This is a genomic window from Roseibium sp. (genome assembly GCF_965229775.1).
Lineage (GTDB): Bacteria > Pseudomonadota > Alphaproteobacteria > Rhizobiales > Stappiaceae > Roseibium.
The window spans coordinates 3,417,330-3,439,058 of the sequence record NZ_OZ245929.1; the positions used below are offsets into that span (position 1 = coordinate 3,417,330).

Sequence of the window (21,729 nt, forward strand, 5' to 3'; positions counted from 1 at the left end):
TAATATATTAGCCGGTACCGTATTGGCTCGAAACGCATACGGACCTTATGATTACAGCGATGACAAACTCGACCGCGGCAAAACTCCTGCTGACGATCCTGCTCGCGGCAGGTGGCGGCGTTACCTTCTATGTGCTCGGATTGCCCGCCGCGTGGCTGTCCGGGGCCATGGTCTTTGTCGCTGTCGCGACGCTTGCAGGCGCCCCGACCGTCATGCCGGACCGGCTGCGTGATGCCCTGTTCGTCGTGATCGGCGTATCGATGGGCGCTGGAGTGCGTCCGGACGTCGTGGAACGGATCGGGGACTGGCCAGTCTCCATGGCGCTTCTGCTCGTCGTCGTTGTCTGCGTCACGTTCGCCGGCTACGCGGTTCTTCATTTCGGGGCCAAGTGGTCGCGGGAAACGGCCTTTTTCGGGGCGATCCCGGGCGCGCTCAACTACGTGATCGCACTGGCGACCGACCGGGGGGCGGACCTGCCCCGGATCGCGTCAAGCCAGTCGCTCCGGCTCTTCGTGCTCGTGGCGATCCTGCCTTTCGCGGTGGTCTCGACCAGTGGAACACTGGAGGGCGAGGGGGGCGCAATCGTGGTGTCCACCTGGTTTGAAATCCTTATCGGTCTCCCGCTTTGCCTGCTTGCCAGCCTGATCGCGCAGAAGCTCAATGTCCCGGGTGGCCTGATGACCGGAGCCTTTTTCATGAGCGCCGGGCTGAATGCGTCCGGAGCCTGGACGCTGGTTCTGCCGGCCTATCTCGTCGTGCCCTGTTTCGTGATGATGGGCGCGATGATCGGATGCCGTTTTGCCAACATGACCATCCGCCAGTTCGTCAGCGTTCTCGGCGCCTCGATCGCGGCCTTCAGCGCCGCCTTCCTGATGTCCATCCTGGGCGCTTGGATCGTATCCTCGCTGGTGGACATTCCCTTTGGGCAGGCGCTTCTCGCCTATGCGCCCGGCGGTCTGGAAGTCATGACGCTGCTGGCGTTCATGCTTGATCTGGATCCGGCCTTCGTTGCCGCTCACCAGATTGCCAGGTTTACCGGGATGGTGCTGCTGCTGCCGCTGATAACGGCGCTCGTTCTGGGGAAAAGTTCCAGGTAAGAATCAGAAAGCCGGAGGCAGGGCCCCCGGCTTCGCAAGTGGTGTTCTGAAATTCGGCTCAGGCTGCCGAAGCCAGAGCGTGTTCTTCGAGCTGCATCCTCAGATCCGCGATATGATCGAGGTTCAGCGGGAACTGCAGCGTCGTGGTATCGCCTTCGCTGACCGCGACGCGCGCCTCGATCGGCCTGGACAGTTCTGCGCACTCGAAGGTGACGCGTGTGCCCGGCACGGCATCGATCCGCACATTGACGAGACAGTTGGCCGACGAGATTTTCACCGTGCTTGCCGCAAACTGCTTGTCGCCGATCGTCAGCGTTGCGGGCCAGTTGACGTCATAGATCCGGTAGGTCTCGTCGTCGCCGCGGTTGCCGATTGCATCGAGGAAGGTTTCCACCTCGTCGCCCAAGAGCACAGCCTCGTCATAAACAACCGAGCTGCCGTCCTTCACCAGCTTGGAGGAATTGGCGGTATCCTCCGAATTCTGGCGCATCACCGAAACGCTGTCGCGCACACGCGCCGCGCTGCTGGACACCGTCTCCATGCTGCGCGCGATTTCGGACGTCGCGCTTTCCTGCTGGGTGACGGAGGAGGCGATGCTGGTGGCGACATCGTTGATCTCGCGGACCGTGCCGTAGATCTCGCCGATGGATTGCTCGGCGCTCTGGGCCGTGCGTTGAACCGCGCCGACCTGGTTGCTGATCTCGCCGGTCGCCCGGGAGGTCTGCGCCGCCAGTTCCTTGACTTCCGAGGCAACGACCGCAAAGCCCTTGCCGGCTTCCCCGGCGCGCGCCGCCTCGATCGTCGCGTTGAGCGCGAGCAGGTTGGTCTGATCGGCGATTTCGCGGATCAGGTCGACGACACTCGTGATCTGGTCGGACGCGGTGACGAGTTCGGTGAAGTTGGACTTCGTCTCTTCCGCCCGGTCCGACGCTCTCGAGGCGATCTCCGCCGAGTGATCCGCATTGCGCCGGATCTCCTGAATGGAGGAAATCAGTTCTTCCGCCGCCGAGGAAACGGTTGCCACCATCGAGGACGTATCGCTGGCTTCCTTGTCGAGCACTGTCGCCTGGTTCGTCGAATTGTCCGATGATTGCGTCAGCGTTTCCGCGGTTTCCGACATCTCCGTCGAGGAATGGGACATGCGCTGGAAGATGCCGCGAATGGTGTTGCCGAAGATGCCGATCATCTGATCCAGCTCGTCGCGCCGGCGGTTGGTGGTTTCGCGGTTCTTTTCCTGCTGCTCGCGCATCGCCTGGCGCTCGACCAGACCGTCGCGGAACACGATCACCGACTTGGTCATGTCGGCAACTTCATCCTTGCCGCGCGGGGCGGGAATCTCGGTGTCGAGCCGGTTCTCCGAAAGATCTTTCATCGTGCCGGACAGGCGCACGATCGGACGGCTGATCATGCGGCCCAGGAAGAACGCAGCCGTCAGGCCGATGAAAACACCCAGTGCCGTACCGATCACCGAAAACAGAATGGCGTTGCTGGTCTGCGCGTGAACGAGCTTTTCGATCTTGTGCTCCGCATTCACCGCAAAGGTCCGTATTTCCTCAAGGTCCTTGGCGATGATCTTGACCTCGGACTGCATCACATCCGTCTGAAGGCGTGCAATATCCTGCTGAAGCGTTCGAAAATCGGACAGAGCGGCCACGTAGGTCTCGATCTGCACAATGGCATCTTCGACAAGTTTCTTGTCCTCCGCTTCAAGGGACGACATGGCATCACTGGTGAGGTCGGCCCGCACGCGGTCGATCTCCGAGAGCGCATAGTCCAGCTCGCTTTCGGCGCCGGAATAGACATATCTGTTGGCGTGATCGCGGGCGATCAGAAGGTGGACAGTTGCGTCCATCACAAGTTCAAGAGTCTTGCTCGGAGCTCCTCCGCTCAGTTCCTTGTTTTGCTTGTTCTTGAAGACCGTCAGGATTTCTTCCTGCAGCTTGTCACCGGTCTTGTGGAGCGAAACATCCACGATTTCTTTCTGCTGACGTCGTTCGTCTGCCAGCTTCTGGAGGTTCTTCCAGTAGACTTCGATGTGCTTGCGGGCGTCTTCAAGGCGCTCTACCTCTTCAGGCACATGCAGCTTGGTCAGCTTTGCATCAACGAGCGCGATCACGTTGCTGTGCGCGCTGTCCACATCGGCGAATTTCTCGGGTGTCGACTCGGTGACATACTCGATCGCCTTGATTTCCATGTCGGAAAACGCCTGCGTGATATCGGCGGCGGCGACAAGAGCATTGCCGTGTTCGCTGAATTCAGTGAATTCCTGATCGAGCGTGCGGAACATCATGGCGGATTTTCCGCCGAGAAAGAGCATCACGACAAGTAATGCACCGAAGGCGAGCAGAAGCTTCTGCGTCAGCCGCATATTGTAAAACCAGGCCACGATTTTCCCCTCCGAAAGCGTGGGTGAATGAAAGATCAGTTCGAGGTGAGCTCGCTCACGGTCTCGATCAGGACATCGTTCGTGAAGGGTTTCTTCAAAACCGCGTCCGCCCGGGTCGAGGAAAGCTGCAAGGCATTGTCGGCCGGAATGCCGGCACCGCCGCCGGACATGGCGATCACCTTCGGAGCCGCCGTTTTCGTCTTCAGCTCGAACACGACGTCGGTTCCGTCCGAAGCCGGCATCATGATATCCGTGATGACAAGATCGAACTGCCGCGACGAGGCAATCTCCAGTCCCTTGTTGCCGTCGTCGGCTTCGACGACGTCATGACCGGCTTTGCGAAGTGTTGCTGCGATGGCATGCCGAACCGGCTGCATATCGTCAATCAGTAGAATGTGGCACATAGTTCGGTTTCTCCCAGATCTACCGAACTACAACCCTACGTAATTGTCGGTATATCTATAGTAAACATACAACCTCGACCGTCGCCATTTGGTTGTAATAGACCCTCTGCAACTATTATTTTGCCATCAACTTTATTAATAATTTGCAAAGCGACAGAAAGTCCAAGACCAGTGCTATTTTTGCTGATGCTGTTAGAGTAAAAAGGATCGAATACTTTATGTCTCTGCCCAAATGGAATGCCTGGTCCATTATCAGCAATTGAGATTTGCGCCTTTGAACCTTCGAGTTCTGCGAGTTCTATACGTATTATCCCGGAATGCTTGGTCGCCTGGGAGGCGTTGGTGACGATATTGATGATTACTTGTGCAAACATGGTTTCACTGATCGGAATATTCAGATCCTTTGGAACGTTCCTGAAACCGGTTTCAATAGTGACCGTCGGTGGCAACATGAGGCGCACAAGTTCGACTGCGCGGATGAGAGCGTCGGGGAGGGTTGTGACGCCTGATTCGTCTTCGAACCGGCCCCTCGACAGGCCCAACAGGTTGTTCGACAGTTCCGCAGCCTGTGTAGCGCTGTAATGCGCCATCTCCAGATCGGTCCGGATACCGGGGTCGGAAATGTCGGGCAGGTGCAGCGAGATCAGGCTGGTGACGGGATGCAGCAGATTGTTGAGCTGATGGGCGAGCGCCCCAGACGCGGTTCCGAGAGCCTCCAGACGGTTTCGCGAGATTTCACTTTCCGCCCTCAGACGCTCCTCGGTGATATCCCGCTGGATACCCAGATATGCGGACAGGGCCCCACTTGCATCGAAGATCGGCGCCATGCGCAGGGAATTGAGAAAGGGTTCGCCGGTCTTGCGGTAATTGAGCAGAACCACGTCAATCGGTTCCCGGTCGGCGATCGCCTTCCGGATCCGGGCGACATCGTCGGCGCTGGTCTCCTCGCCCTGCAGGAACCGGCAGTTCCGTCCAAGCGCCTCCTCGGCGGCATACCCGGTGGTTCTTTGAAAGGACGGATTGACGTAGGTGAGCGGCAGGTCGGGCTGGTGCGCATCCGAAACACTGACCGTGTCCGGCGAGCCTTCCAGCAGGGATTTCAGAAGATCGGGCGATGTTCCCGCGATCTTTTCAAGAGCGGCGTAGCCCTGGTCCATGCGGCCTTGCATTTCAGTCTCCCCCCACGAAGCGCTGACTGCTCAATCAAGCAAGCGTAGGCGGAGAAGCAGAAAAACGGAAGAGCGCAGGGCGAGTGTTCCCCAAAGGAAACAACGCCCGTTTGTCTCTTCCGAAATCCGCGGAATTTCGTGACGGCGTTCACAACGCGCGTGCCGCGATCAGGTCCTCACGTAGTGCAGCGTCGCGAATTCCTGCCGCCAGGCGGACACTCTTGTCGCCATCGACTCTGGGTCGTTGGCACGCAAGGCTTCGGCGATAAGCCTGGCAAGGCGCGGCATGTCGGCGGAGGTCATGCCCCAGCGCACCAGTTCCGGCGTGCCGATTCGCAATCCGTTCATGTCCCCGTCGACCGGCGCTGCGGGCAGCCCGATGCCGCAGGCAAGGAACCCGGCCTTGCGCAGTTTCTTCGACGCGGTCTGCCCTCCGCCGAAAGCTGCCGCCTCCACCGCGAACTGATGCGACGCGGTTATTCCCTTCGATGTTTCGAACACCGGGATGCCTTCCTCGGCAAGGGCGCGCGCAAGCGCCTGGGCAGACGCCACCATTTCGCGCGCATACTCAGCGCCGAAGTCCCGCCAGTCCAGCAGCGAAACGGCAAGCGCGGCGGACTTGGCGACATCGAAATTGGCCGTCAGGCCGGGGAAGGCGATTGCGTCCAGTTTCCGGGCAAGGTCGGGATCGTTGGTGACAATCAGCCCGCCTGCGGGACCGCCCAGGCTTTTATACGTGCTCATGGTCATCAGATGCGCGCCGTCGGTAAGCGGGTCGGAAAAGACGCCGCCTGCGATCATGCCGCACTGGTGCGCCGCATCGAAGAGAACGTACGCGCCGACCTCGTCGGCGATCGCCCGGATGCTTGATACCGGATGCGGGAAGAGATTGAGGCTCATGCCGATGGTGATCAGTTTCGGCTTGAGCCTGTGCGCCATGTCGCGCAGACCTTCCAGATCGATGGTGTAGCCGTCGGCATCCACAGGCGCTTCGTGGATTTCAAGACCATAAAGCCCGGCGCATCCCGGTTCGTGGTGCGTGACGTGACCGCCGACGGATGCGGGCGGCGCGATGATGACATCGCCGGGCTTCGTGGTCGCCATGAAGGCATAAAGGTTGCCGAGCGCACCGGACGCGACCCGGATTTCGGCATGTTGCGCGTTGAAGATCTCGCAGGCGAGATCCGCCGCGATCACCTCGATCTCCTCGATTGCTTCAAGGCCCATCTCGTACTTGTCGCCCGGATACCCGAGCGATGGGCGCGAGCCGAGGCCGCTGGCCAGAAGCGCTTCCGCTTTCGGGTTCATCACATTGGTTGCCGGATTGAGGTTAAAGCAGTCCCGCTCGTGGATCTTCCGGTTTTCATCCACCAGATGATCGATGCGGCCGGTAATCAGATCCGAGCTCAGCCCGCGCGTTGCCGCGCTGATCCCGTCGATCCGTGTTGCCACGTCCTGCGGCAGCCATGGCTTGAGTTCGTGTACTGACATTGAAGATCCTCCAAGCGTGTTGATCCCAGAGTGCGCGTCCGCTTGCAAATTCGCAAACGAGATTTTAGAAAAACAAGGGCTAGAAAAACTAGGTCAAATTATGCCTGTCGCTCCACCGATACCCCGCATTCCCTCGCTCAACGCGCTGCGCGCCTTCGAATCCGCAGCGCGCCTTGGGGGATTCGCGCTTGCTGCTGCGGAACTTGGCGTGACAGCAGGCGCGGTTGCCGCACAGATCAAGTCGCTGGAGGAAGAACTCGGTGCACCGCTTTTTGTGCGGGGCGCGCGCGGCGTCGTGCTCACGCCGATCGGTCAGCGGGCCTTACCGGGATTTGTCGAGGTCTTCGACCGTCTGGCAACAGCGGTCCATGAACTCCGGCAGGATGCTGCGCCCCACAAGGTCCACATCGCGGCGCTTCCTGCCCTGGCGCAGCTCTGGCTCGCTCCGCGCCTGCCTCTGTTGCGCCGGACCCTTCCTGCTGTCGACGTCTCCGTCACGGCTCTCGAAACGCCCCCCAATCTCAAGCGTGTGCCGTTCGATATCTGCCTGTTTTATGGCGACGGCAGGAGCGGTCGGCATGTCTGGACGGAAACCGACGAGTTGCTTCCGGTCTGTGCACCGGAAACCGCCGAAAGGCTGACCCATCCGCGCGATCTGAAATCCGCGGTCTGCCTGACGGACACGGCCTGGGCGAGCGACTGGTCCGACTGGGCAGCCTCGGCGATGCCGGGAGAGGACTTCGTACCGAAAGGGCCGGCCTATTCGCTTTACGCGGTCGCCGTCGAGGAAGCGCTGAACGGGGCGGGGGTGCTGATGGCACACAGGGCACTTGTCGAAGCCCATCTGCGCAATGGGGATCTTGTGGCACCGTTCAGGCAGCCGGTGCCTCTTTCGCGTAAAATCTGCATCTGGATCCAGCCGGGAACCGCACATCCCGACATTCTCGAAAGGGTCATTAAGACCCTGACCGACAAGCAGCTTTGAGGGCGTTCCAATAGTAAGGGACATCGGAAGAGCTGCGCGGGCATTCGTATGCGAACGGTCCTGTACGCAAAACTACGATTGCGACAACGTGCCTGCGCCGTGCGACATTGTGCGGGCAACTTTCACATCTTCGAATGCCGTAAGACCCCTCTTGATATGAATCAACGCGGCTCGCTGGGAGTCGTGCGCATGGTCGTCCCATCGTTGGCACCTTGCATGGATTCTAAGAACTGGGGCGCTGAAATGGCACAAAAAAGGACCGGTTTGGTCTCGCTCGAGGAGGGGGGATTCGCCATCTTCCTCGTGCTGCTTGCATTCGCCTGCATAATAATTGCAGGCAAAACCTTTGATCAGGTCATGGCTTTTCACGCTGGCTTGGGCGCGTTGCTCGCCGCTGTCAGTGTGTTCCTGATCTTCAAGAAATTCTTCGACGACGGCGGCGAACCGATCCCGGCCGAAATCGACGGAAAACCGAACTACAACATGGGGCCGGTCAAGTTCGGAACCATCGCAGCCATGTTCTGGGGCCTGGCCGGGTTCACGGTCGGTCTCGTGATCGCGCTGCAACTGGCCTGGCCGGCATTGAACTTCGATCTTCCCTGGACGAATTTCGGCCGCCTGCGTCCCCTGCACACCTCCGCGGTGATCTTCGCCTTTGGCGGCAACGTGCTGCTGGCGACATCGATGTATGTGGTCCAGCGGACCTGCCGCGTGCGCATGCCGGGCAAGATCCTGCCCTGGTTCGTCATCCTCGGCTACAACGCCTTCATCTTGATTGCCGGGACCGGTTACCTGCTTGGCGCTACGCAGGGCAAGGAATACGCGGAACCGGAATGGTACGCCGATCTGTGGTTGACCATCGTCTGGGTGATGTATCTGCTCCTGTTCCTGGGAACGCTCTGGAAGCGCAAGGAACCGCACATTTATGTGGCCAACTGGTTCTACCTGGCGTTCATCGTCACCATTGCCATGCTGCATATCACCAACAACCTGACGATCCCGGTCTCGATCTACTCGACGAAATCCTACATCGTCTGGGCAGGTGTCCAGGACGCGATGGTTCAATGGTGGTATGGCCACAACGCGGTCGGCTTCTTCCTGACGGCAGGCTTCCTGGCGATCATGTACTACTTCATTCCGAAGCAGGCCGACCGTCCGGTTTACTCCTACCGTCTGTCGATCGTGCACTTCTGGGCGCTGATCTTCATCTACATCTGGGCCGGTCCGCACCACCTGCACTACACGGCGCTGCCGCAATGGGCGTCGACGCTCGGTGCGACCTTCTCCATCATCCTGTGGATGCCGTCCTGGGGTGGCATGATCAACGGCCTGATGACGCTGTCCGGTGCCTGGGACAAGCTCAGGACCGATCCGGTCCTGCGCATGATGGTCGTCTCCGTCGCCTTCTACGGCATGTCGACCTTCGAAGGTCCGCTGATGAGCCTGCGCTCCGTCAACTCGCTGTCGCACTACACTGACTGGACCATCGGTCACGTGCATTCAGGTGCGCTCGGCTGGGTCGGATACATCTCCTTCGGTGCGATCTACTGCCTGGTTCCGTGGCTGTGGAACAAGAGGGGCCTTTATTCACTGAAACTGGTGAACTGGCACTTCTGGCTCTCGACACTGGGGATCGTTCTCTACATCACCGCAATGTGGGTGTCCGGCATCATGCAGGGTCTGATGTGGCGCGCCTACGACAGCCTCGGCTTCCTGGAGTACTCCTTCGTGGAAACCGTGGAGGCGATGCATCCCTTCTACATCATCCGTGCTCTCGGTGGTGCGCTCTTCGTGGTTGGCGCCGTGATCATGGCCTACAATCTCTGGATGACTGTCCGTCATGGTGAGGCTGAAGAAGCCGACACCACGCCGGTCGGCTCCCTTGCTCCGGCCGAATAAGGGAGGGACACTGAATGTCTGCATGGAAAAAACATGAAATCTTCGAGAAGAACTCCTTCGTTCTTCTCGTCGGAATCCTGGTCGCGGTCGCCATTGGCGGCCTGGTCGAAATCGCGCCTCTTTTTTACCTGAAGAGCACGATCGAGAAGACCGAAGGCATGCGGCCCTATACGCCGCTGGAACTGGCCGGACGCGACGTCTACATCCGTGAGGGCTGTTATCTGTGTCATTCGCAGATGATCCGCCCGATGCGGGACGAACTGGAGCGCTACGGTCACTTCTCGCTCGCTGCGGAAAGCATGTATGACCACCCGTTCCAGTGGGGATCGAAACGGACGGGACCGGACCTGGCGCGTGTCGGCGGAAAGTACTCCGACGACTGGCACGTCGAGCACCTGGTCGACCCGCGCTCGCTGGTGCCTGCGTCCATCATGCCGGGCTATCCGTTCCTGGCGGAAAACCGGGTGAATGCCCGGGACATCAAGGCTCATCTTTCCGCCAACGCGATCGTCGGTGTTCCCTATACCGAGGAGCAGATCGAGAATGCGGCATCTGACCTTCTGGGCCAGGCCATGCCGGACTCCGACGCGGCCTACGACTTCGAGGAACGCTGGCCGAGCGCCAAGGTCCGGGACTTCGACGGCAATCCCCGGGAAGTCACCGAGATGGATGCACTCGTCGCCTATCTGCAGGTGCTCGGCACCATGGTCGACTTCTCCATCTACGATGACGCAGCAAACGCGAGGTAAGTGCGATGAACGAGACCTATAGCGCCTTCGCAGGCTTCGCGCAGACCTGGGGCCTTATCTATTTCATGATCCTGTTTGGCATCGTTCTGGCCTACGCATTGTGGCCGAAGAACCGGAAGAAGTTCGACGATGCAGCTCAGATCCCGTTCCGTGAGGACTGATTGATGGCAGACACACACAACAAGGAAGTCGACCAGATCTCCGGGGTCGAGACCACCGGTCACGAGTGGGACGGCCTGAAGGAACTGAACAACCCGTTGCCGAAATGGTGGCTCTACGTCTTCTACGCAACGGTGGTTTGGGCGGTGATTTACTGGGTGCTCTACCCGTCCTGGCCGCTGGTCTCCAGCTACACCAAGGGTGTCCTGGGCGCCAACCAGCGTCAGGAGGCCATCGCCGCCTACGACGAGGGCGTCGCCGGCCGGTCCCAGTTCGCCGACAAGATCGTTGCCACGTCTCTTGAAGACATCGCCAAGGATCAGGAATTGCTGCAATTCGCACTGGCCAATGGCCAGGCGGCATTCGGTGACAATTGTGCGCCCTGTCACGGCGCCGGCGGCACCGGGTCGGAAGGATATCCGAACCTGCAGGACGATACCTGGATCTGGGGTGGTACGCTCGATGATATCCATACGACGCTGCTCTACGGCATCCGTTCCGACAATGACGATGCGCGCTTCGGCGACATGCCGGCCTTCGGTGCCGACGAGCTTCTGAGTAAGGAGGAAATCGATCAGGTCGCCAATTTCGTTGCCGCCCGGGCGGGCGTTGAGACGGATGAGGGGATCGATCTTGCCGCCGGTCAGGTGCTCTACGAGGACAATTGCGCCGCCTGTCACGGCGACAGTCTTGAAGGCATTCAGGAGGTCGGTGCACCCAGCCTGATGTCGGCGAACTACCTCTATGGAAACTCGCTTGAGGAGATCAAGGCGCAGATTGCAAATCCGCGCAACGGCGTGATGCCCGGCTGGGTCGAGCGACTTGACCCGGCGACCATCAAGTCGCTGACCGTCTACGTGCACTCCTTCGGGGGCGGCCAGTAATGACGGTGTGAGGATGCGGCATTTCCGCCGGATCGCGCAGAAACTTTGATCCGGCGCAAGGTGTGACGCTTTGCGCCGGATTAACTTCAGGAAGTGCCGGTTACAATCGGTACTCCGGAGCGGGAACCCCGCTCTTGCTTTGACCAGGATCCTATTGGGGCAGGATCGCGTTTGAGAGGACGGACGGTATGTCTGCGGACACCGAAACGCATGAGGGCGAACATTCCGAAGAGTGGTTTGCGTCGGCCAAGAAAATCTACCCCATGGCCACCCACGGCCTGTTTCGCAGGATCAAGTGGTCGCTGCTATTCATTACACTCGGGATCTATTACTTCCTTCCGTTCATCCGCTATGACCGCGGACCGGATGCCCCGGACCAGGCTGTTCTCATCGACATGGAGCACCGTCGGGCCTACTTCTTTTTCATCGAGATCTGGCCGCAGGAAGTCTACTACCTGACCGGGCTCCTGATCATCGCGGCCGTCGCGCTGTTTCTCATGAATGCGGTCGCCGGACGCATCTGGTGCGGGTACCTGTGTCCGCAGACGGTCTGGACGGACCTGTTTTTGTGGGTCGAGCGCAAGATCGAGGGCGACCGCCGTGAACGCATTGCGCTCGACAAGGACCCGTGGACCTTCGACAAGGTCACCAAGCGGGCGACGAAACACTTCTTCTGGCTCATGATTGCCTGGTGGACCGGCGGTGCGTGGGTTCTCTATTTCAACGATGCACCGACGCTGGTCTGGCAGCTTCTGACGTTCCAGGCGCCGATGGCCGCCTATGTCTGGATCGGCATCCTGACGACGACGACCTATCTGCTTGCCGGTTTCATGCGCGAGCAGGTCTGCATCTACATGTGCCCCTGGCCGCGCATTCAGGCCGCTCTGACCGACGAGAAGGCGCTCAACGTGACCTATCGCTGGGACCGGGGCGAACCGCGTGGGTCTTTGAAACACAACAAGAAACTGGAGGCCCAGGGTCTGCCCGCCGGTGACTGCATCGACTGTTACCAGTGCTTCCAGGTGTGTCCGACCGGCGTCGACATTCGAAAGGGCATGCAGCTGGACTGCATCCAGTGCGGCCTTTGCATCGATGCCTGCGACAACATCATGACGAAGATCGGCAAGCCGACCGGTCTGATCGCCTATGACACGGATGAGAACATCGAGCGCCGCCTCGAAGGCAAGGAGCCGGTCTACGAAATCGTCCGCACCCGAACGGTCATTTATGCGGCGGTGATTGCCCTGGTCGGGGCCATCATGCTGTTCGCGCTGCTCAACCGGGATTTCGCCGACATCAGCGTCCTGCACGACCGGAACCCCGTGTTCGTCGAACAGTCCGACGGCTCCGTCAGAAACGGCTATACGGTGCGCCTGTCGAACAAGCGCCGCCACCCGAGGGCGTTCATGCTGCATGTCGAAGGCATGCCGCCGAACACGCTGGTCGAGGCGGTCGGCGCGGAGTCCGTCTTTGCCGGACGGCCGATCGTCGAGGTCGGACCCGACACCACGCGCGAGGTTCGTGTCCTGGTGAGCTCCCCCCCGGGGGCGGACATGCCGCATTCGACGCCGGTCACCTTCCGCATCACCGAAAGCGTGATGGGCGAAGTCGTGACGGCGAAAGACACGTTCAAAGCACCGGACAAGCCCTGAGGAGAACGAAATGACGATGGCTCAATCGAACATGAAGGATCCCAAGGCGATCACGGGCAAGACCGTTCTGGCCTGGCTGCTCTGCTTCTTCGGCGTCGTGTTCACGGCAAATGGCATTTTTCTTTACCTCGCGCTCGGATCCTTTCCGGGCGTCGTGGTCGACAGTTCCTATGAAGCCGGACAGGCCTACAATCAGGAAATCGCCGCGGCCAAGGCGCAGGCCGGGCTGGGGTGGCAGGTGTCGGGCGAAATCACGCGTATGTCTGCGGACGGTGCCAAAGTCGTCGTGACGGCCATGGACGCGCAAGGTGTTCCCCTCTACGGCATCGCCGTCAATGCGGCGCTCCGGCACCCGGCACAGGAAAACGAGGACGTGACCGCGGTTCTGCGTGCAGACGGCGGTGGGCGATATGTTGGCGAGGTCGACAATCTCGCATCGGGCAACTGGACGCTTGTCCTGGAAATCGAGCAGGACGGGGCCCGCAGGTTCAAGTCCGAGAACCGCATTTTCATCAGCGATTGAGGCGTGCATCGTGACGGGACATCAGCGCGACTGGCAAGCTTTCATAACCCCGGCGGATGACGGCGCGGTCCACATGGACCTTGCCGTCGAGGGGATCACCTGTGCAGCCTGCATGGGCGACATTGAACGCGGTCTGAAGCGCTTGCCCGGTATCCGCAGCGCGCGCGTCAACCTGACCAGCCAGCGGCTTGCGGTGGATTGGGTCGAGGATCAGACCGGTGCGGAGGAAATCGTCCGGGAGCTTTCCAGGCTCGGCTACACGGCGCATCCGTTTGATCCCGCCAGCCAGAAGGACCGTCAGGACAAGACCGGCAAACAGCTTCTGAGGTGCCTCGCGGTCTCCGGCTTCGCCGGCATGAACATCATGCTCCTGTCGGTCTCCGTGTGGTCGGGCAACGCGACCGACATCACGCCCGAGACACGCGACTTCTTCCATTGGCTGTCGGCCCTCATCGCGCTGCCGACGGTTGCCTATGCGGGGCGCCCGTTCGTGAAGAGTGCGTTTGGCGCGCTCTCGGCCGGCCGGCTCAACATGGATGTTCCGATCGTGATCGGGGTCTTTCTGGCCGTCGCGCTTTCCGTGGTGCAAACACTTCAGCATCACCACCATGCCTATTTTGAATCCGCGGTCATGCTGCTGTTCTTCCTTCTGGTCGGCCGCTATCTCGATCACAACATGCGGGGGCGAACGCGTTCGTTTGCCGAAAACATCGCTGCTCTGAAAGCCGAAGTCGCTGCCAGGCTGGGACCGGACGGAACCGTCCGGGAAGTCCCGCTTTCCAAGATTGCCGCCGGTGATCTCGTTCTGGTCTCCGGCGGCGAACGCGTCCCGGTCGACGGTGTCGTCGAAAGCGGCCGGTCCGAAATTGATCAGAGCCTGGTCACGGGGGAAAGCGTTCTGGTTCCGGTCAATCCGGGGCAGAGAATTTATGCCGGCACGATGAACGGGGCAGGGGCCTTGCAGGTTCGGGTCGAGGCGGCGTCCGGGGCAACGCTGCTCGACGAAGTCAACCGGCTGCTGGAGACGGCCTCGCAGGCAAAGTCGGCCTATGTGCGGATCGCGGACAGGGCCGCGCGTCTTTACGCGCCCCTGGTGCACGGAGCCGCCGCCCTGACGTTCCTCGGCTGGCTTCTGGCCGGAATGAGCTGGCAGCCGGCACTTGTCATATCGATTTCCGTTCTGATCATCACGTGTCCTTGCGCCCTGGGGCTGGCCGTCCCGGCGGTTCAGGTGGTGGCGTCGGGCCAACTGTTCCGCAGCGGTGTTCTGCTCAATTCGGGCGATGCCATCGAGCGTCTCGCCGAGGTGGACACGATCCTGTTTGACAAGACCGGCACCCTGACCCGGGCCGAACCCGAACTTTGCGCGGACATCGATCCGGAAGACGAAACAATCGCGCTCGGCGGCCGTCTCGCGCTCGCGAGCCGGCATCCGCTGTCTGCGGCACTGGTGAAGGCAACCGGTGCCCTGGTGCCGCTGCCGGACGTGGAAGAGATCCCCGGAGCCGGACTGGAAACAACGGTCGGCGGCAAAAGACTGCGCCTCGGCAGTCCACAGTTCTGTGGCGCGTCCGATCGCGAGATCGAAGCCGCGCTTGCGCGCGTTCCCGGCGCGTCCTTGCTGGCAATCAGGTACGAAAACCGGCCGGTGCGCCTGCTGACATTCCGCCAAAGCCTCAGGCCGGATGCAAAGGATGTCATCGACGTCCTCAGGAAACGTGGCTATCGGCTGGAGATCCTGTCCGGGGACACCCGGCCCGCCGTCGCCGATTGCGCCAGGACCCTTGAAATTGCCGATTGGCAATCCGCCATGAAACCGGCGCAGAAGATTGCCCGGCTTGAGGAACTTCAGGCGAAGGGTCGGAAGGTTCTGATGGTCGGCGATGGCCTCAACGATGCGCCGGCGCTTGCCGGAGCACATGTGTCGCTGTCACCCGTTTCCGCTGTTCATCTGAGCCAGGCGGCGGCCGATGCCGTCTTCCTGGGCGACAGGCTGATGCCGGTTGCCGATGCCCTGCGCCTGTCAAAGAGGGCACGCGCGGCAATTGAACAGAACCTCTGGATTTCGGCGCTTTACAATGTGGTTGCCGTCCCGATCGCCGTGGCCGGCTTCGTGACACCGCTCATGGCTGCGGTGGCAATGTCCGCATCCTCGATCGCGGTCACGGCCAATGCCCTCAAGCTGAGGTGGCGCGACAAGGGCAATCGAAACGCGGCAGGCACAGACGTCGCCGGCCGGACGGTTGCCATGCGGGGGGACGGCTGATGGACGTCCTTATCTACCTGATCCCGATAGCGCTTCTTCTTGGGGGACTTGGGCTGGGCGCTTTTCTCTGGTCGCTCAAGAGCGGTCAGTACGATGACCTTGAAGGCGCCAAGTGGCGCATTCTGGACGACGACGACCTGCCCGGTAATGGGAACTAGGTTACCGTGCATTCTCAGCGCCTGAGGGGCAATCGCTGCCGCGATCACTCGTGAAGAGCAGCGCGCAGCCGAACTTCAGGCGAAAATGTTGGAAAGCGCCATGGCCACGGCCAGCAGTACAAGACCGACCCCGGAGAACAGAAGCAGGTTCTCGCGCGAGCCGTTCGAGTCCTTCGCGGAAGGCTCGTGACTTCCTGCGAGCTGCTCGTCTTGTCTGCTCTTGTCCGGATCTGTGGTCATAAGGCTCGTGATCATCGAAAGATTGTTTCTCGTTTTTCTGATTGCGAGCCTAGGATGATCGACAGCTCTGAAAGTCACGTTAATCCGTTGTGTTCTAAAGGGTTAACTGCAGGCAACATTACCAAGTGGTGAACCTGACATCCGCGGTGCTTGCGATAACCGTCTCGAATGACGGCTCGCGTCCTGCGTGCGGTTTCCGGCGGCAGAGGCGGCTGGAAGTGTTTCACAGCTAACCCAATCTTCAGATTTTCATGTCAAGACGAGAGAGAAACTAGGAGGGTTTGGTGAGCCTCGATCTTGCCTCTTTGACGTTTTTGCTGGTCGAAGACAGTGCTTATATGCGCACGATTCTGCGGACAATGCTGCAGGGTTTCGGCGCGCGCCGCATTGTGGAAGCCGAAGACGGTGCGTCCGGTCTCGAAGCGATGGACCGTGCCAACCCGGACATTCTCATCCTGGACTGGGTCATGCCCATCCTGGATGGCGCGGACATGGTGCGCATGATCCGCAGTCCGAACAATCCGTTCGCCTACATACCGATCATCATGGTCACCGCGCATACCGAACGCAGCCGGATCGTGGAAGCGCGCCGGCTGGGCGTGCACGAGTTGTTGTCCAAGCCGATTTCGGCAAAGTCTCTCTACCAGCGCGTTTCGAGCGTGATCCTGCATCCGCGCGACTTCATCAAGACGGCGACTTACTTCGGTCCGGCGCCGAGAGAGATCAGGAACAGGCAGAAAATCTGGCAGGGCGGGCCCCCGGGCCAACCTCAGGGGCAAGCAGCTGGCGGACCTGAAGAAAACGTCACGGCAATCGGATAGGTTCGGGAACCGCCTGATTTCAGGCTGCGGATTGTGCGCTGGCAGCCGCGTTTTCGCCAATCTGGGCCGCCTCGCTCGCCCTGATTTCCAGCGCATTCGCAAACTGGGCCAGAACGTCGAGATCAACCGTATAGTTGTCGAGCAAGAACTGTGACAGTGTATCGATCGGAAGGTGCTGGTAACCTTCGATCGCTTCCATGAGGGCTTCCAGAGTGTCCAGTCTTTCACGCAGCTTAATCATGATTTTCCGTCGGATTGTGTTTCTGCCACGATGAATAATCATGGTTAATACGGTGTAAATACAACTGGTGCAAGAGACCATCTTCCAGGTTCGTCTGACGGCGGAAACCGTCCACAGCCCTGTGTGGAGAATTGCCCGGAATTGCTGGAAAATTGTGCAGTTTAGGCACATCTTACCGGAATGATATCAAGGGACTCACATGCCTAAAGTCGTCTACATCTTGAACGGACCCAATCTCAACCTGCTGGGGAAGAGGGAGCCCGAGATTTACGGTCATCAGACGCTGGATGACGTCAATGAGATGTGTGTCTCGCTTGCCCGGGAGCTCGGGCTCGAAATCGTCTTCCGTCAAAGCAATGCGGAACACGACATCATCGACTGGGTGCAGGAGGCGCGGGAAGCGGCCCAGGCGATCATCATCAATCCGGCGGCCTATTCCCATACCTCGATCGGGATTCTGGATGCGCTGAGCGCGTGCCATTTTCCCGTACTGGAGGTGCATGTCTCCAACATACACAAAAGGGAGACTTTCAGGCACTTCTCCTACGTGTCGCAGCGCGCAGATGCGGTTATTGCCGGTTGCGGGATCGAAGGGTACCTGCTGGCACTGCGGCGTGCCGCCACGCTGCTTGCGGACGCGTAAGCGAATAAAGGGCGGTTCAGTATCCGTTTCCGTGCAGGAATTCGCGTGAGATCGTCTGCGCGATGATCTTGAGATCGAGCAACAGCGACTGTCTTTCCTGGTATTCCAGGTCGTATTCGAGGCGTTTGCGCGCAGATATCGGATCCGTGGTCGCGCCACGGCAGCCGTTCACCTGTGCGAGCCCCGTGATCCCCGGACGGACCAGGTGACGGTTCATGTATCTTGAATCAAAGTCTTCGTAGTCCTGGCCGGCCGCCAGCATGCCCGGCACGTGCGGGCGCGGACCGACGAGCGACATCTCTCCCTTGAGCACGTTCACGAGTTGCGGCAATTCATCAAAGTTGCTCTTCCGCAAAAACGAACCGACCCGTGTGACACGCGGGTCGCCGCACACGGTCTGCTCAACACCGGACCCGTCGCCCAGATGCGTGTACATGGTTCTAAACTTGTATATGGTGAAAACAGCGCCGTTCAGGCCATATCTTTCCTGCCGGAAAATGACGGGTCCCCGGCTTGTGATCTTGATCGCGATGGAAATGGCCAGCAACAGCGGCATCAACAGGATCAGCCCGGTTACCGCGCCGAGAATGTCGAGGGTTCTTTTCAGTTTGCTGTTGCCGGATCCGGGAGCCGGTGTCCAAGGTAACGGCTCATTGTCCTGATCGAAATGTGATCTGTGGGTCTTGTAGTCAGAGCCTGTGTCGGATTGCCGGAAATTTGCGCGCCTGTCGTATCTGAGTGATTTGTTTGCCAAGCTTTGCAAGCTCCACGCTACAATATACGGGTTTCGCGGTGTGCCTTCTAATCCGGTGAAGCGACCGCCGCGGGCGTGCGTTTCGTTAACACAAGCCAAACGAAATGCTTAAAAATCAAATTTTCACGATGCTGATTACCAGTTCGTCCCGCGCGCCGCAACAGCATCACGGAAGACGTGAACTGATTTCCTGTAAATACTGCGAGAGTGCCGCCGGCCGCTGAAACGGCCGGCAACGGTGTGTGTTATGCGCAAGCGAGGCTTTTTTGACAGCCGTCAGTAGCTGCGCCCGACGCTGGTATATTCAAACCCGCGAGCGCTCATGTAGTCGGGCGTGTAGATATTCCTGAGATCAACCACCTTCGGTGCTTTCACCAGGGCCTTGACCCGGTCGAGGTCGAGCGCCCGGAACTGGTCCCACTCAGTGACGATGACCACGACGTCCGCGTTTTCCAGGGCATGGTAAGGACCGTCGCAGAACATGACGTCGGACATCAGATGGCTGGCCTCCTCCATGCTGGCCGGATCGTAGGCCCTGATGGTGGCACCTGCGGACTGAAGCTTCTTGACGATATCGAGGCTCGGAGCCTCGCGCATGTCGTCGGTGTTCGGCTTGAAGGCAAGGCCGAGCAGCGCGATCGTCTTGCCGTTCACATCACCGCCCAGGAAGTCGATGACCTTGTCGGCCATCTTCTTCTTGCGTTCGGCATTCACATCGATCACCGCGTCGACGATCTTCAGGTCGGACTTGGCGTCTGCGGCAATCTTGGAAAGCGCCAGCGTGTCCTTGGGAAAGCAGGATCCGCCGTAGCCCGGTCCGGCGTGCAGGAACTTTGATCCGATACGGTTGTCGAGGCCAATTCCGCGCGACACTTCCTGGACATTTGCGCCGACGCTTTCGCAAAGATCCGCGATCTCGTTGATGAAGGTGATCTTGACGGCGAGGAAGGCGTTTGCCGCGTATTTGATCAGCTCGGACGTGCGCCGTCTGGTGACGATGATCGGCGTTTCATTGAGGAAGAGCGGACGGTAAAGTTCCCGCATGACGTCTGCCGCTTCTTCGCTGTCAGTCCCGACAACCACCCGGTCCGGCCGCTTGAAGTCGTTGATGGCCGCGCCTTCGCGCAGAAACTCGGGGTTGGAAACGACCGCGAACTTTGCGTCGGGGTTGGTCTTGCGGATGATGTCTTCCACTTCATCGCCCGTTCCCACTGGTACGGTCGACTTGGTGACAATAACCGTGAAGCCTTCGATCAGTTGGGCGATTTCTTCCGCGGCTGCATAGACGTAGGACAGGTCAGCGTGCCCGTCTCCGCGCCTGGTGGGTGTGCCCACGGCGATGAAGACGGCGTCGGCGGACCGGATCGCTTCGGACGGGTCGGTCGTGAAATAGAGGCGTTCTTCCGCAACATTCTTGGCAACCAGGTCCTGAAGACCGGGTTCATAGATAGGTATCTGCCCGGAATTCAGGGCGTCAATCTTGTTGGCGTCCTTGTCAATACAGGTCACCACGTGACCGAAATCGGCAAAACAGGTGCCGGATACGAGACCGACATAGCCGGTCCCAATCATTGCAACGCGCATAGCAAATTTCCAGTTCCAAATTCAGAAGCCCGCACCGGTCAGGCCGCGGGCGCACGGATCCGTGCGGCAGCGTGAAAGCTGCACAGCCCCTAACACGACTGCGGACGTGATTTCTACCCATAAAGGGTCAAACCATCCCAAAGATCTGCGCTTTACCTTAACCGGGTTTCCGGGTGGCTAGACCGTCAGATAGCGGCGAACTTCGCTCTCCGAGAGGTCCGCGCCGGAACCTGCAAGGACGACTTCCCCGCGATCCATGACCGCATATGTGTCTGCGAGGTCGCGGGCAAATTCGAAGTACTGCTCAACCAGAACGATGGCCATCGTTCCCTGGTCCCTGAGCCAGGCGATGGCGCGTCCGATATCCTTGATGATGGACGGTTGAATCCCCTCTGTCGGTTCGTCGAGAACCAGCAGTTTCGGCCGTGTCACCAGCGCTCGCGCAATGGCAAGCTGCTGCTGCTGGCCGCCGGAAAGGTCGCCGCCCCGCCGGTTCAGCATGTCCTTGAGAACGGGAAAGAGCTCAAAGATCGTGTCGGGTATGTGCCTGTCCTTGCGCTTCACCGGCGCAAAGCCTGTTTCAAGGTTTTCCTTGACCGAAAGCAGCGGGAAAATTTCCCGGCCCTGCGGCACCAGGGCAATCCCGGCCCGTGCGCGCGCATGGGCCGGCAGGTTGGAAATATCCTGTCCGTCCCAGATGATCTTGCCCGAAGCGATGCCCTGCTGGCCGGAAATCGCCCGCAACGTCGATGTCTTGCCGACACCGTTGCGGCCCATCAGGCACGTGACCTTTCCGGTCTCCGCCGAAAGCGAAACGCCTTTCAATGCCTGCGCAGCGCCGTAATAGAGGTCGATTTGATCAACATTCAGCATGGATCAGCGTCCCAGATAGACTTCAACTACCCGCTCATCGGCGGAAACATGATCGAGTGAGCCTTCGGCGAGCACCGAGCCTTCGTGAAGAACGGTGACCTTGACCCCGAGCGAGCGCACGAAATCCATGTCGTGTTCGACGACGACAACCGAGTGATCCCTGGCAATGTCCTTGAGAAGGTCGGCGGTTTCGGCGGTCTCCGCATCGGTCATTCCCGCTGCCGGTTCATCAACCAGAAGCAGTTTCGGGTCCTGGGCGAGCAGCATCCCGATCTCGAGCCACTGCTTCTGCCCATGGCTGAGATTGGCGGCAAGTTCCCCCCGTTTGTCGCTCAGCCTGATCAGTTCCAGCAACTGCTCGATACGGCTCTTTTCTCCGCACGTAATGACGTGGAAAAGGGTGTTGAACGGTCCCCTCGGTGCCTTGAGCGCCAGTTCCAGATTGTCCCAGACCGTGTGGCTTTCAAAGACGGTCGGCTTCTGGAACTTCCGTCCGACACCAAGTTCGGCGATCGCGGCCTCGTCCTCGCCGGTCAGGTCGATCGTTCCGTTGAAGAAGACTTCGCCGGTATCGGGCCGGGTCTTGCCCGTGATCACGTCCATCATGGTCGTCTTGCCGGCGCCGTTCGGTCCGATGATGGCGCGCATCTCGCCGGGCGCGATCATGAGCGAAAGCTCGTTGAGGGCCTTGAAGCCGTCGAAGGACACCGACACTCCGTCAAGGTAGAGCAGGCTTGTGGTCCGGGTCATG

At 59.9% G+C, this 21,729-nt stretch carries 22 protein-coding genes; 12 read left to right on the forward strand and 10 right to left on the reverse strand.

The window, feature by feature from the left end:
- The first annotated feature begins 59 nt into the window (after positions 1-59).
- Positions 60-1,097: an AbrB family transcriptional regulator gene (locus tag ACO07N_RS15455; RefSeq protein WP_421981873.1), complete on the forward strand. Its 1,038-nt coding sequence runs from the start codon at positions 60-62 to the stop codon at positions 1,095-1,097.
- A gap of 58 nt (positions 1,098-1,155) precedes the next feature.
- On the opposite strand, the gene ACO07N_RS15460 is transcribed toward ACO07N_RS15455, so the two are convergent.
- The 4 genes from ACO07N_RS15460 to glyA all read right to left on the reverse strand — a co-directional run bounded on the left by ACO07N_RS15460 (position 1,156) and on the right by glyA (position 6,547).
- Entirely contained in the window at positions 1,156-3,483 is a 2,328-nt protein-coding gene (locus ACO07N_RS15460; protein ID WP_421981874.1) for a methyl-accepting chemotaxis protein, read from the reverse strand.
- Positions 3,484-3,518: 35 nt separating this feature from the next.
- Entirely contained in the window at positions 3,519-3,887 is a 369-nt protein-coding gene (locus tag ACO07N_RS15465) for a response regulator (protein ID WP_421981875.1), read from the reverse strand.
- Positions 3,888-3,922: 35 nt separating this feature from the next.
- Positions 3,923-5,056 (reverse strand): two-component system sensor histidine kinase NtrB, encoded by a 1,134-nt coding sequence (locus tag ACO07N_RS15470; protein ID WP_421981876.1) that lies wholly within the window; start codon positions 5,054-5,056, stop codon positions 3,923-3,925.
- A gap of 168 nt (positions 5,057-5,224) precedes the next feature.
- Complete coding sequence (gene glyA / locus ACO07N_RS15475; protein ID WP_421981877.1) at positions 5,225-6,547, reverse strand: serine hydroxymethyltransferase; 1,323 nt, start codon at positions 6,545-6,547, stop codon at positions 5,225-5,227.
- Between the two features lie 100 nt (positions 6,548-6,647).
- Between glyA and ACO07N_RS15480 the strand changes: the two genes are divergently transcribed.
- From ACO07N_RS15480 to ccoS, 9 genes are all read left to right on the forward strand, one after another.
- Positions 6,648-7,532, forward strand: coding sequence for a LysR family transcriptional regulator (locus ACO07N_RS15480; RefSeq protein WP_421981878.1), 885 nt, complete (start codon positions 6,648-6,650; stop codon positions 7,530-7,532).
- Between the two features lie 243 nt (positions 7,533-7,775).
- Entirely contained in the window at positions 7,776-9,431 is a 1,656-nt protein-coding gene (gene ccoN, locus ACO07N_RS15485) for a cytochrome-c oxidase, cbb3-type subunit I (RefSeq protein ID WP_421981879.1), read from the forward strand.
- A 14-nt stretch (positions 9,432-9,445) separates the two neighbouring features.
- The gene (gene ccoO, locus ACO07N_RS15490; protein ID WP_421981880.1) at positions 9,446-10,180 is read left to right on the forward strand and encodes a cytochrome-c oxidase, cbb3-type subunit II; all 735 of its coding nucleotides are present in this window, start codon (positions 9,446-9,448) and stop codon (positions 10,178-10,180) included.
- A 5-nt stretch (positions 10,181-10,185) separates the two neighbouring features.
- Positions 10,186-10,341 (forward strand): cbb3-type cytochrome c oxidase subunit 3, encoded by a 156-nt coding sequence (locus ACO07N_RS15495; RefSeq protein ID WP_297578633.1) that lies wholly within the window; start codon positions 10,186-10,188, stop codon positions 10,339-10,341.
- A 3-nt stretch (positions 10,342-10,344) separates the two neighbouring features.
- On the forward strand, positions 10,345-11,223 hold the full coding sequence (ccoP, locus tag ACO07N_RS15500; RefSeq protein WP_421981881.1) for a cytochrome-c oxidase, cbb3-type subunit III: 879 nt from the start codon (positions 10,345-10,347) through the stop codon (positions 11,221-11,223).
- A gap of 188 nt (positions 11,224-11,411) precedes the next feature.
- A complete protein-coding gene (gene ccoG / locus ACO07N_RS15505) occupies positions 11,412-12,875 on the forward strand; it encodes a cytochrome c oxidase accessory protein CcoG (RefSeq protein WP_421981882.1) in 1,464 nt (487 codons plus the stop codon).
- A 10-nt stretch (positions 12,876-12,885) separates the two neighbouring features.
- Positions 12,886-13,398, forward strand: a complete 513-nt coding sequence (locus ACO07N_RS15510) for a FixH family protein (protein WP_421981883.1) — start codon at positions 12,886-12,888, stop codon at positions 13,396-13,398.
- Between the two features lie 10 nt (positions 13,399-13,408).
- Positions 13,409-15,664, forward strand: coding sequence for a cation-translocating P-type ATPase (locus tag ACO07N_RS15515; RefSeq protein WP_421981884.1), 2,256 nt, complete (start codon positions 13,409-13,411; stop codon positions 15,662-15,664).
- Positions 15,664-15,822 (forward strand): cbb3-type cytochrome oxidase assembly protein CcoS, encoded by a 159-nt coding sequence (ccoS, locus tag ACO07N_RS15520; protein WP_421981885.1) that lies wholly within the window; start codon positions 15,664-15,666, stop codon positions 15,820-15,822. The genes ACO07N_RS15515 and ccoS overlap by 1 nt, the downstream gene beginning before the upstream one ends.
- 75 nt (positions 15,823-15,897) lie before the next feature.
- Here the strand turns inward: ccoS and ACO07N_RS15525 are convergent, their stop codons facing one another.
- Complete coding sequence (locus ACO07N_RS15525) at positions 15,898-16,077, reverse strand: hypothetical protein (RefSeq protein ID WP_421981886.1); 180 nt, start codon at positions 16,075-16,077, stop codon at positions 15,898-15,900.
- Between the two features lie 269 nt (positions 16,078-16,346).
- Here ACO07N_RS15525 and ACO07N_RS15530 point away from each other — a divergent pair, with 269 nt between their 5' ends.
- Positions 16,347-16,883, forward strand: coding sequence for a response regulator (locus ACO07N_RS15530; RefSeq protein ID WP_421981887.1), 537 nt, complete (start codon positions 16,347-16,349; stop codon positions 16,881-16,883).
- Between the two features lie 19 nt (positions 16,884-16,902).
- On the opposite strand, the gene ACO07N_RS15535 is transcribed toward ACO07N_RS15530, so the two are convergent.
- Positions 16,903-17,124 (reverse strand): hypothetical protein, encoded by a 222-nt coding sequence (locus ACO07N_RS15535; protein WP_421981888.1) that lies wholly within the window; start codon positions 17,122-17,124, stop codon positions 16,903-16,905.
- Positions 17,125-17,323: 199 nt separating this feature from the next.
- Between ACO07N_RS15535 and aroQ the strand changes: the two genes are divergently transcribed.
- On the forward strand, positions 17,324-17,767 hold the full coding sequence (gene aroQ / locus ACO07N_RS15540; RefSeq protein ID WP_421981889.1) for a type II 3-dehydroquinate dehydratase: 444 nt from the start codon (positions 17,324-17,326) through the stop codon (positions 17,765-17,767).
- Positions 17,768-17,783: 16 nt separating this feature from the next.
- On the opposite strand, the gene ACO07N_RS15545 is transcribed toward aroQ, so the two are convergent.
- From ACO07N_RS15545 to urtD, 4 genes are all read right to left on the reverse strand, one after another.
- The gene (locus tag ACO07N_RS15545; protein ID WP_421981890.1) at positions 17,784-18,521 is read right to left on the reverse strand and encodes a sugar transferase; all 738 of its coding nucleotides are present in this window, start codon (positions 18,519-18,521) and stop codon (positions 17,784-17,786) included.
- A gap of 276 nt (positions 18,522-18,797) precedes the next feature.
- Positions 18,798-20,105 carry a UDP-glucose dehydrogenase family protein gene (locus tag ACO07N_RS15550; RefSeq protein ID WP_421981891.1) on the reverse strand — a complete coding sequence of 436 codons (1,308 nt, stop codon included), beginning with the start codon at positions 20,103-20,105 and terminating at the stop codon, positions 18,798-18,800.
- Positions 20,106-20,282: 177 nt separating this feature from the next.
- Entirely contained in the window at positions 20,283-20,978 is a 696-nt protein-coding gene (gene urtE, locus ACO07N_RS15555; protein WP_421981892.1) for an urea ABC transporter ATP-binding subunit UrtE, read from the reverse strand.
- A 3-nt stretch (positions 20,979-20,981) separates the two neighbouring features.
- Positions 20,982-21,728 (reverse strand): urea ABC transporter ATP-binding protein UrtD, encoded by a 747-nt coding sequence (gene urtD, locus ACO07N_RS15560; protein ID WP_421981893.1) that lies wholly within the window; start codon positions 21,726-21,728, stop codon positions 20,982-20,984.
- Position 21,729 lies beyond the last annotated feature (1 nt).

Bases quoted from the DNA above. Each gene is read 5' to 3' on its own strand.
- ACO07N_RS15455 (WP_421981873.1), top strand. From the start codon at position 60: ATGACAAACTCGACCGCGGCAAAACTCCTGCTGACGATCCTGCTCGCG.
- ACO07N_RS15465 (WP_421981875.1), bottom strand. From the start codon at position 3,887: ATGTGCCACATTCTACTGATTGACGATATGCAGCCGGTTCGGCATGCC.
- ACO07N_RS15470 (WP_421981876.1), bottom strand. From the start codon at position 5,056: ATGCAAGGCCGCATGGACCAGGGCTACGCCGCTCTTGAAAAGATCGCG.
- glyA (WP_421981877.1), bottom strand. From the start codon at position 6,547: ATGTCAGTACACGAACTCAAGCCATGGCTGCCGCAGGACGTGGCAACA.
- ACO07N_RS15480 (WP_421981878.1), top strand. From the start codon at position 6,648: ATGCCTGTCGCTCCACCGATACCCCGCATTCCCTCGCTCAACGCGCTG.
- ccoN (WP_421981879.1), top strand. From the start codon at position 7,776: ATGGCACAAAAAAGGACCGGTTTGGTCTCGCTCGAGGAGGGGGGATTC.
- ccoO (WP_421981880.1), top strand. From the start codon at position 9,446: ATGTCTGCATGGAAAAAACATGAAATCTTCGAGAAGAACTCCTTCGTT.
- ACO07N_RS15495 (WP_297578633.1), top strand. From the start codon at position 10,186: ATGAACGAGACCTATAGCGCCTTCGCAGGCTTCGCGCAGACCTGGGGC.
- ccoP (WP_421981881.1), top strand. From the start codon at position 10,345: ATGGCAGACACACACAACAAGGAAGTCGACCAGATCTCCGGGGTCGAG.
- ccoG (WP_421981882.1), top strand. From the start codon at position 11,412: ATGTCTGCGGACACCGAAACGCATGAGGGCGAACATTCCGAAGAGTGG.
- ACO07N_RS15510 (WP_421981883.1), top strand. From the start codon at position 12,886: ATGACGATGGCTCAATCGAACATGAAGGATCCCAAGGCGATCACGGGC.
- ccoS (WP_421981885.1), top strand. From the start codon at position 15,664: ATGGACGTCCTTATCTACCTGATCCCGATAGCGCTTCTTCTTGGGGGA.
- ACO07N_RS15525 (WP_421981886.1), bottom strand. From the start codon at position 16,077: ATGATCACGAGCCTTATGACCACAGATCCGGACAAGAGCAGACAAGAC.
- ACO07N_RS15535 (WP_421981888.1), bottom strand. From the start codon at position 17,124: ATGATTAAGCTGCGTGAAAGACTGGACACTCTGGAAGCCCTCATGGAA.
- aroQ (WP_421981889.1), top strand. From the start codon at position 17,324: ATGCCTAAAGTCGTCTACATCTTGAACGGACCCAATCTCAACCTGCTG.
- ACO07N_RS15550 (WP_421981891.1), bottom strand. From the start codon at position 20,105: ATGCGCGTTGCAATGATTGGGACCGGCTATGTCGGTCTCGTATCCGGC.
- urtE (WP_421981892.1), bottom strand. From the start codon at position 20,978: ATGCTGAATGTTGATCAAATCGACCTCTATTACGGCGCTGCGCAGGCA.
- urtD (WP_421981893.1), bottom strand. From the start codon at position 21,728: ATGACCCGGACCACAAGCCTGCTCTACCTTGACGGAGTGTCGGTGTCC.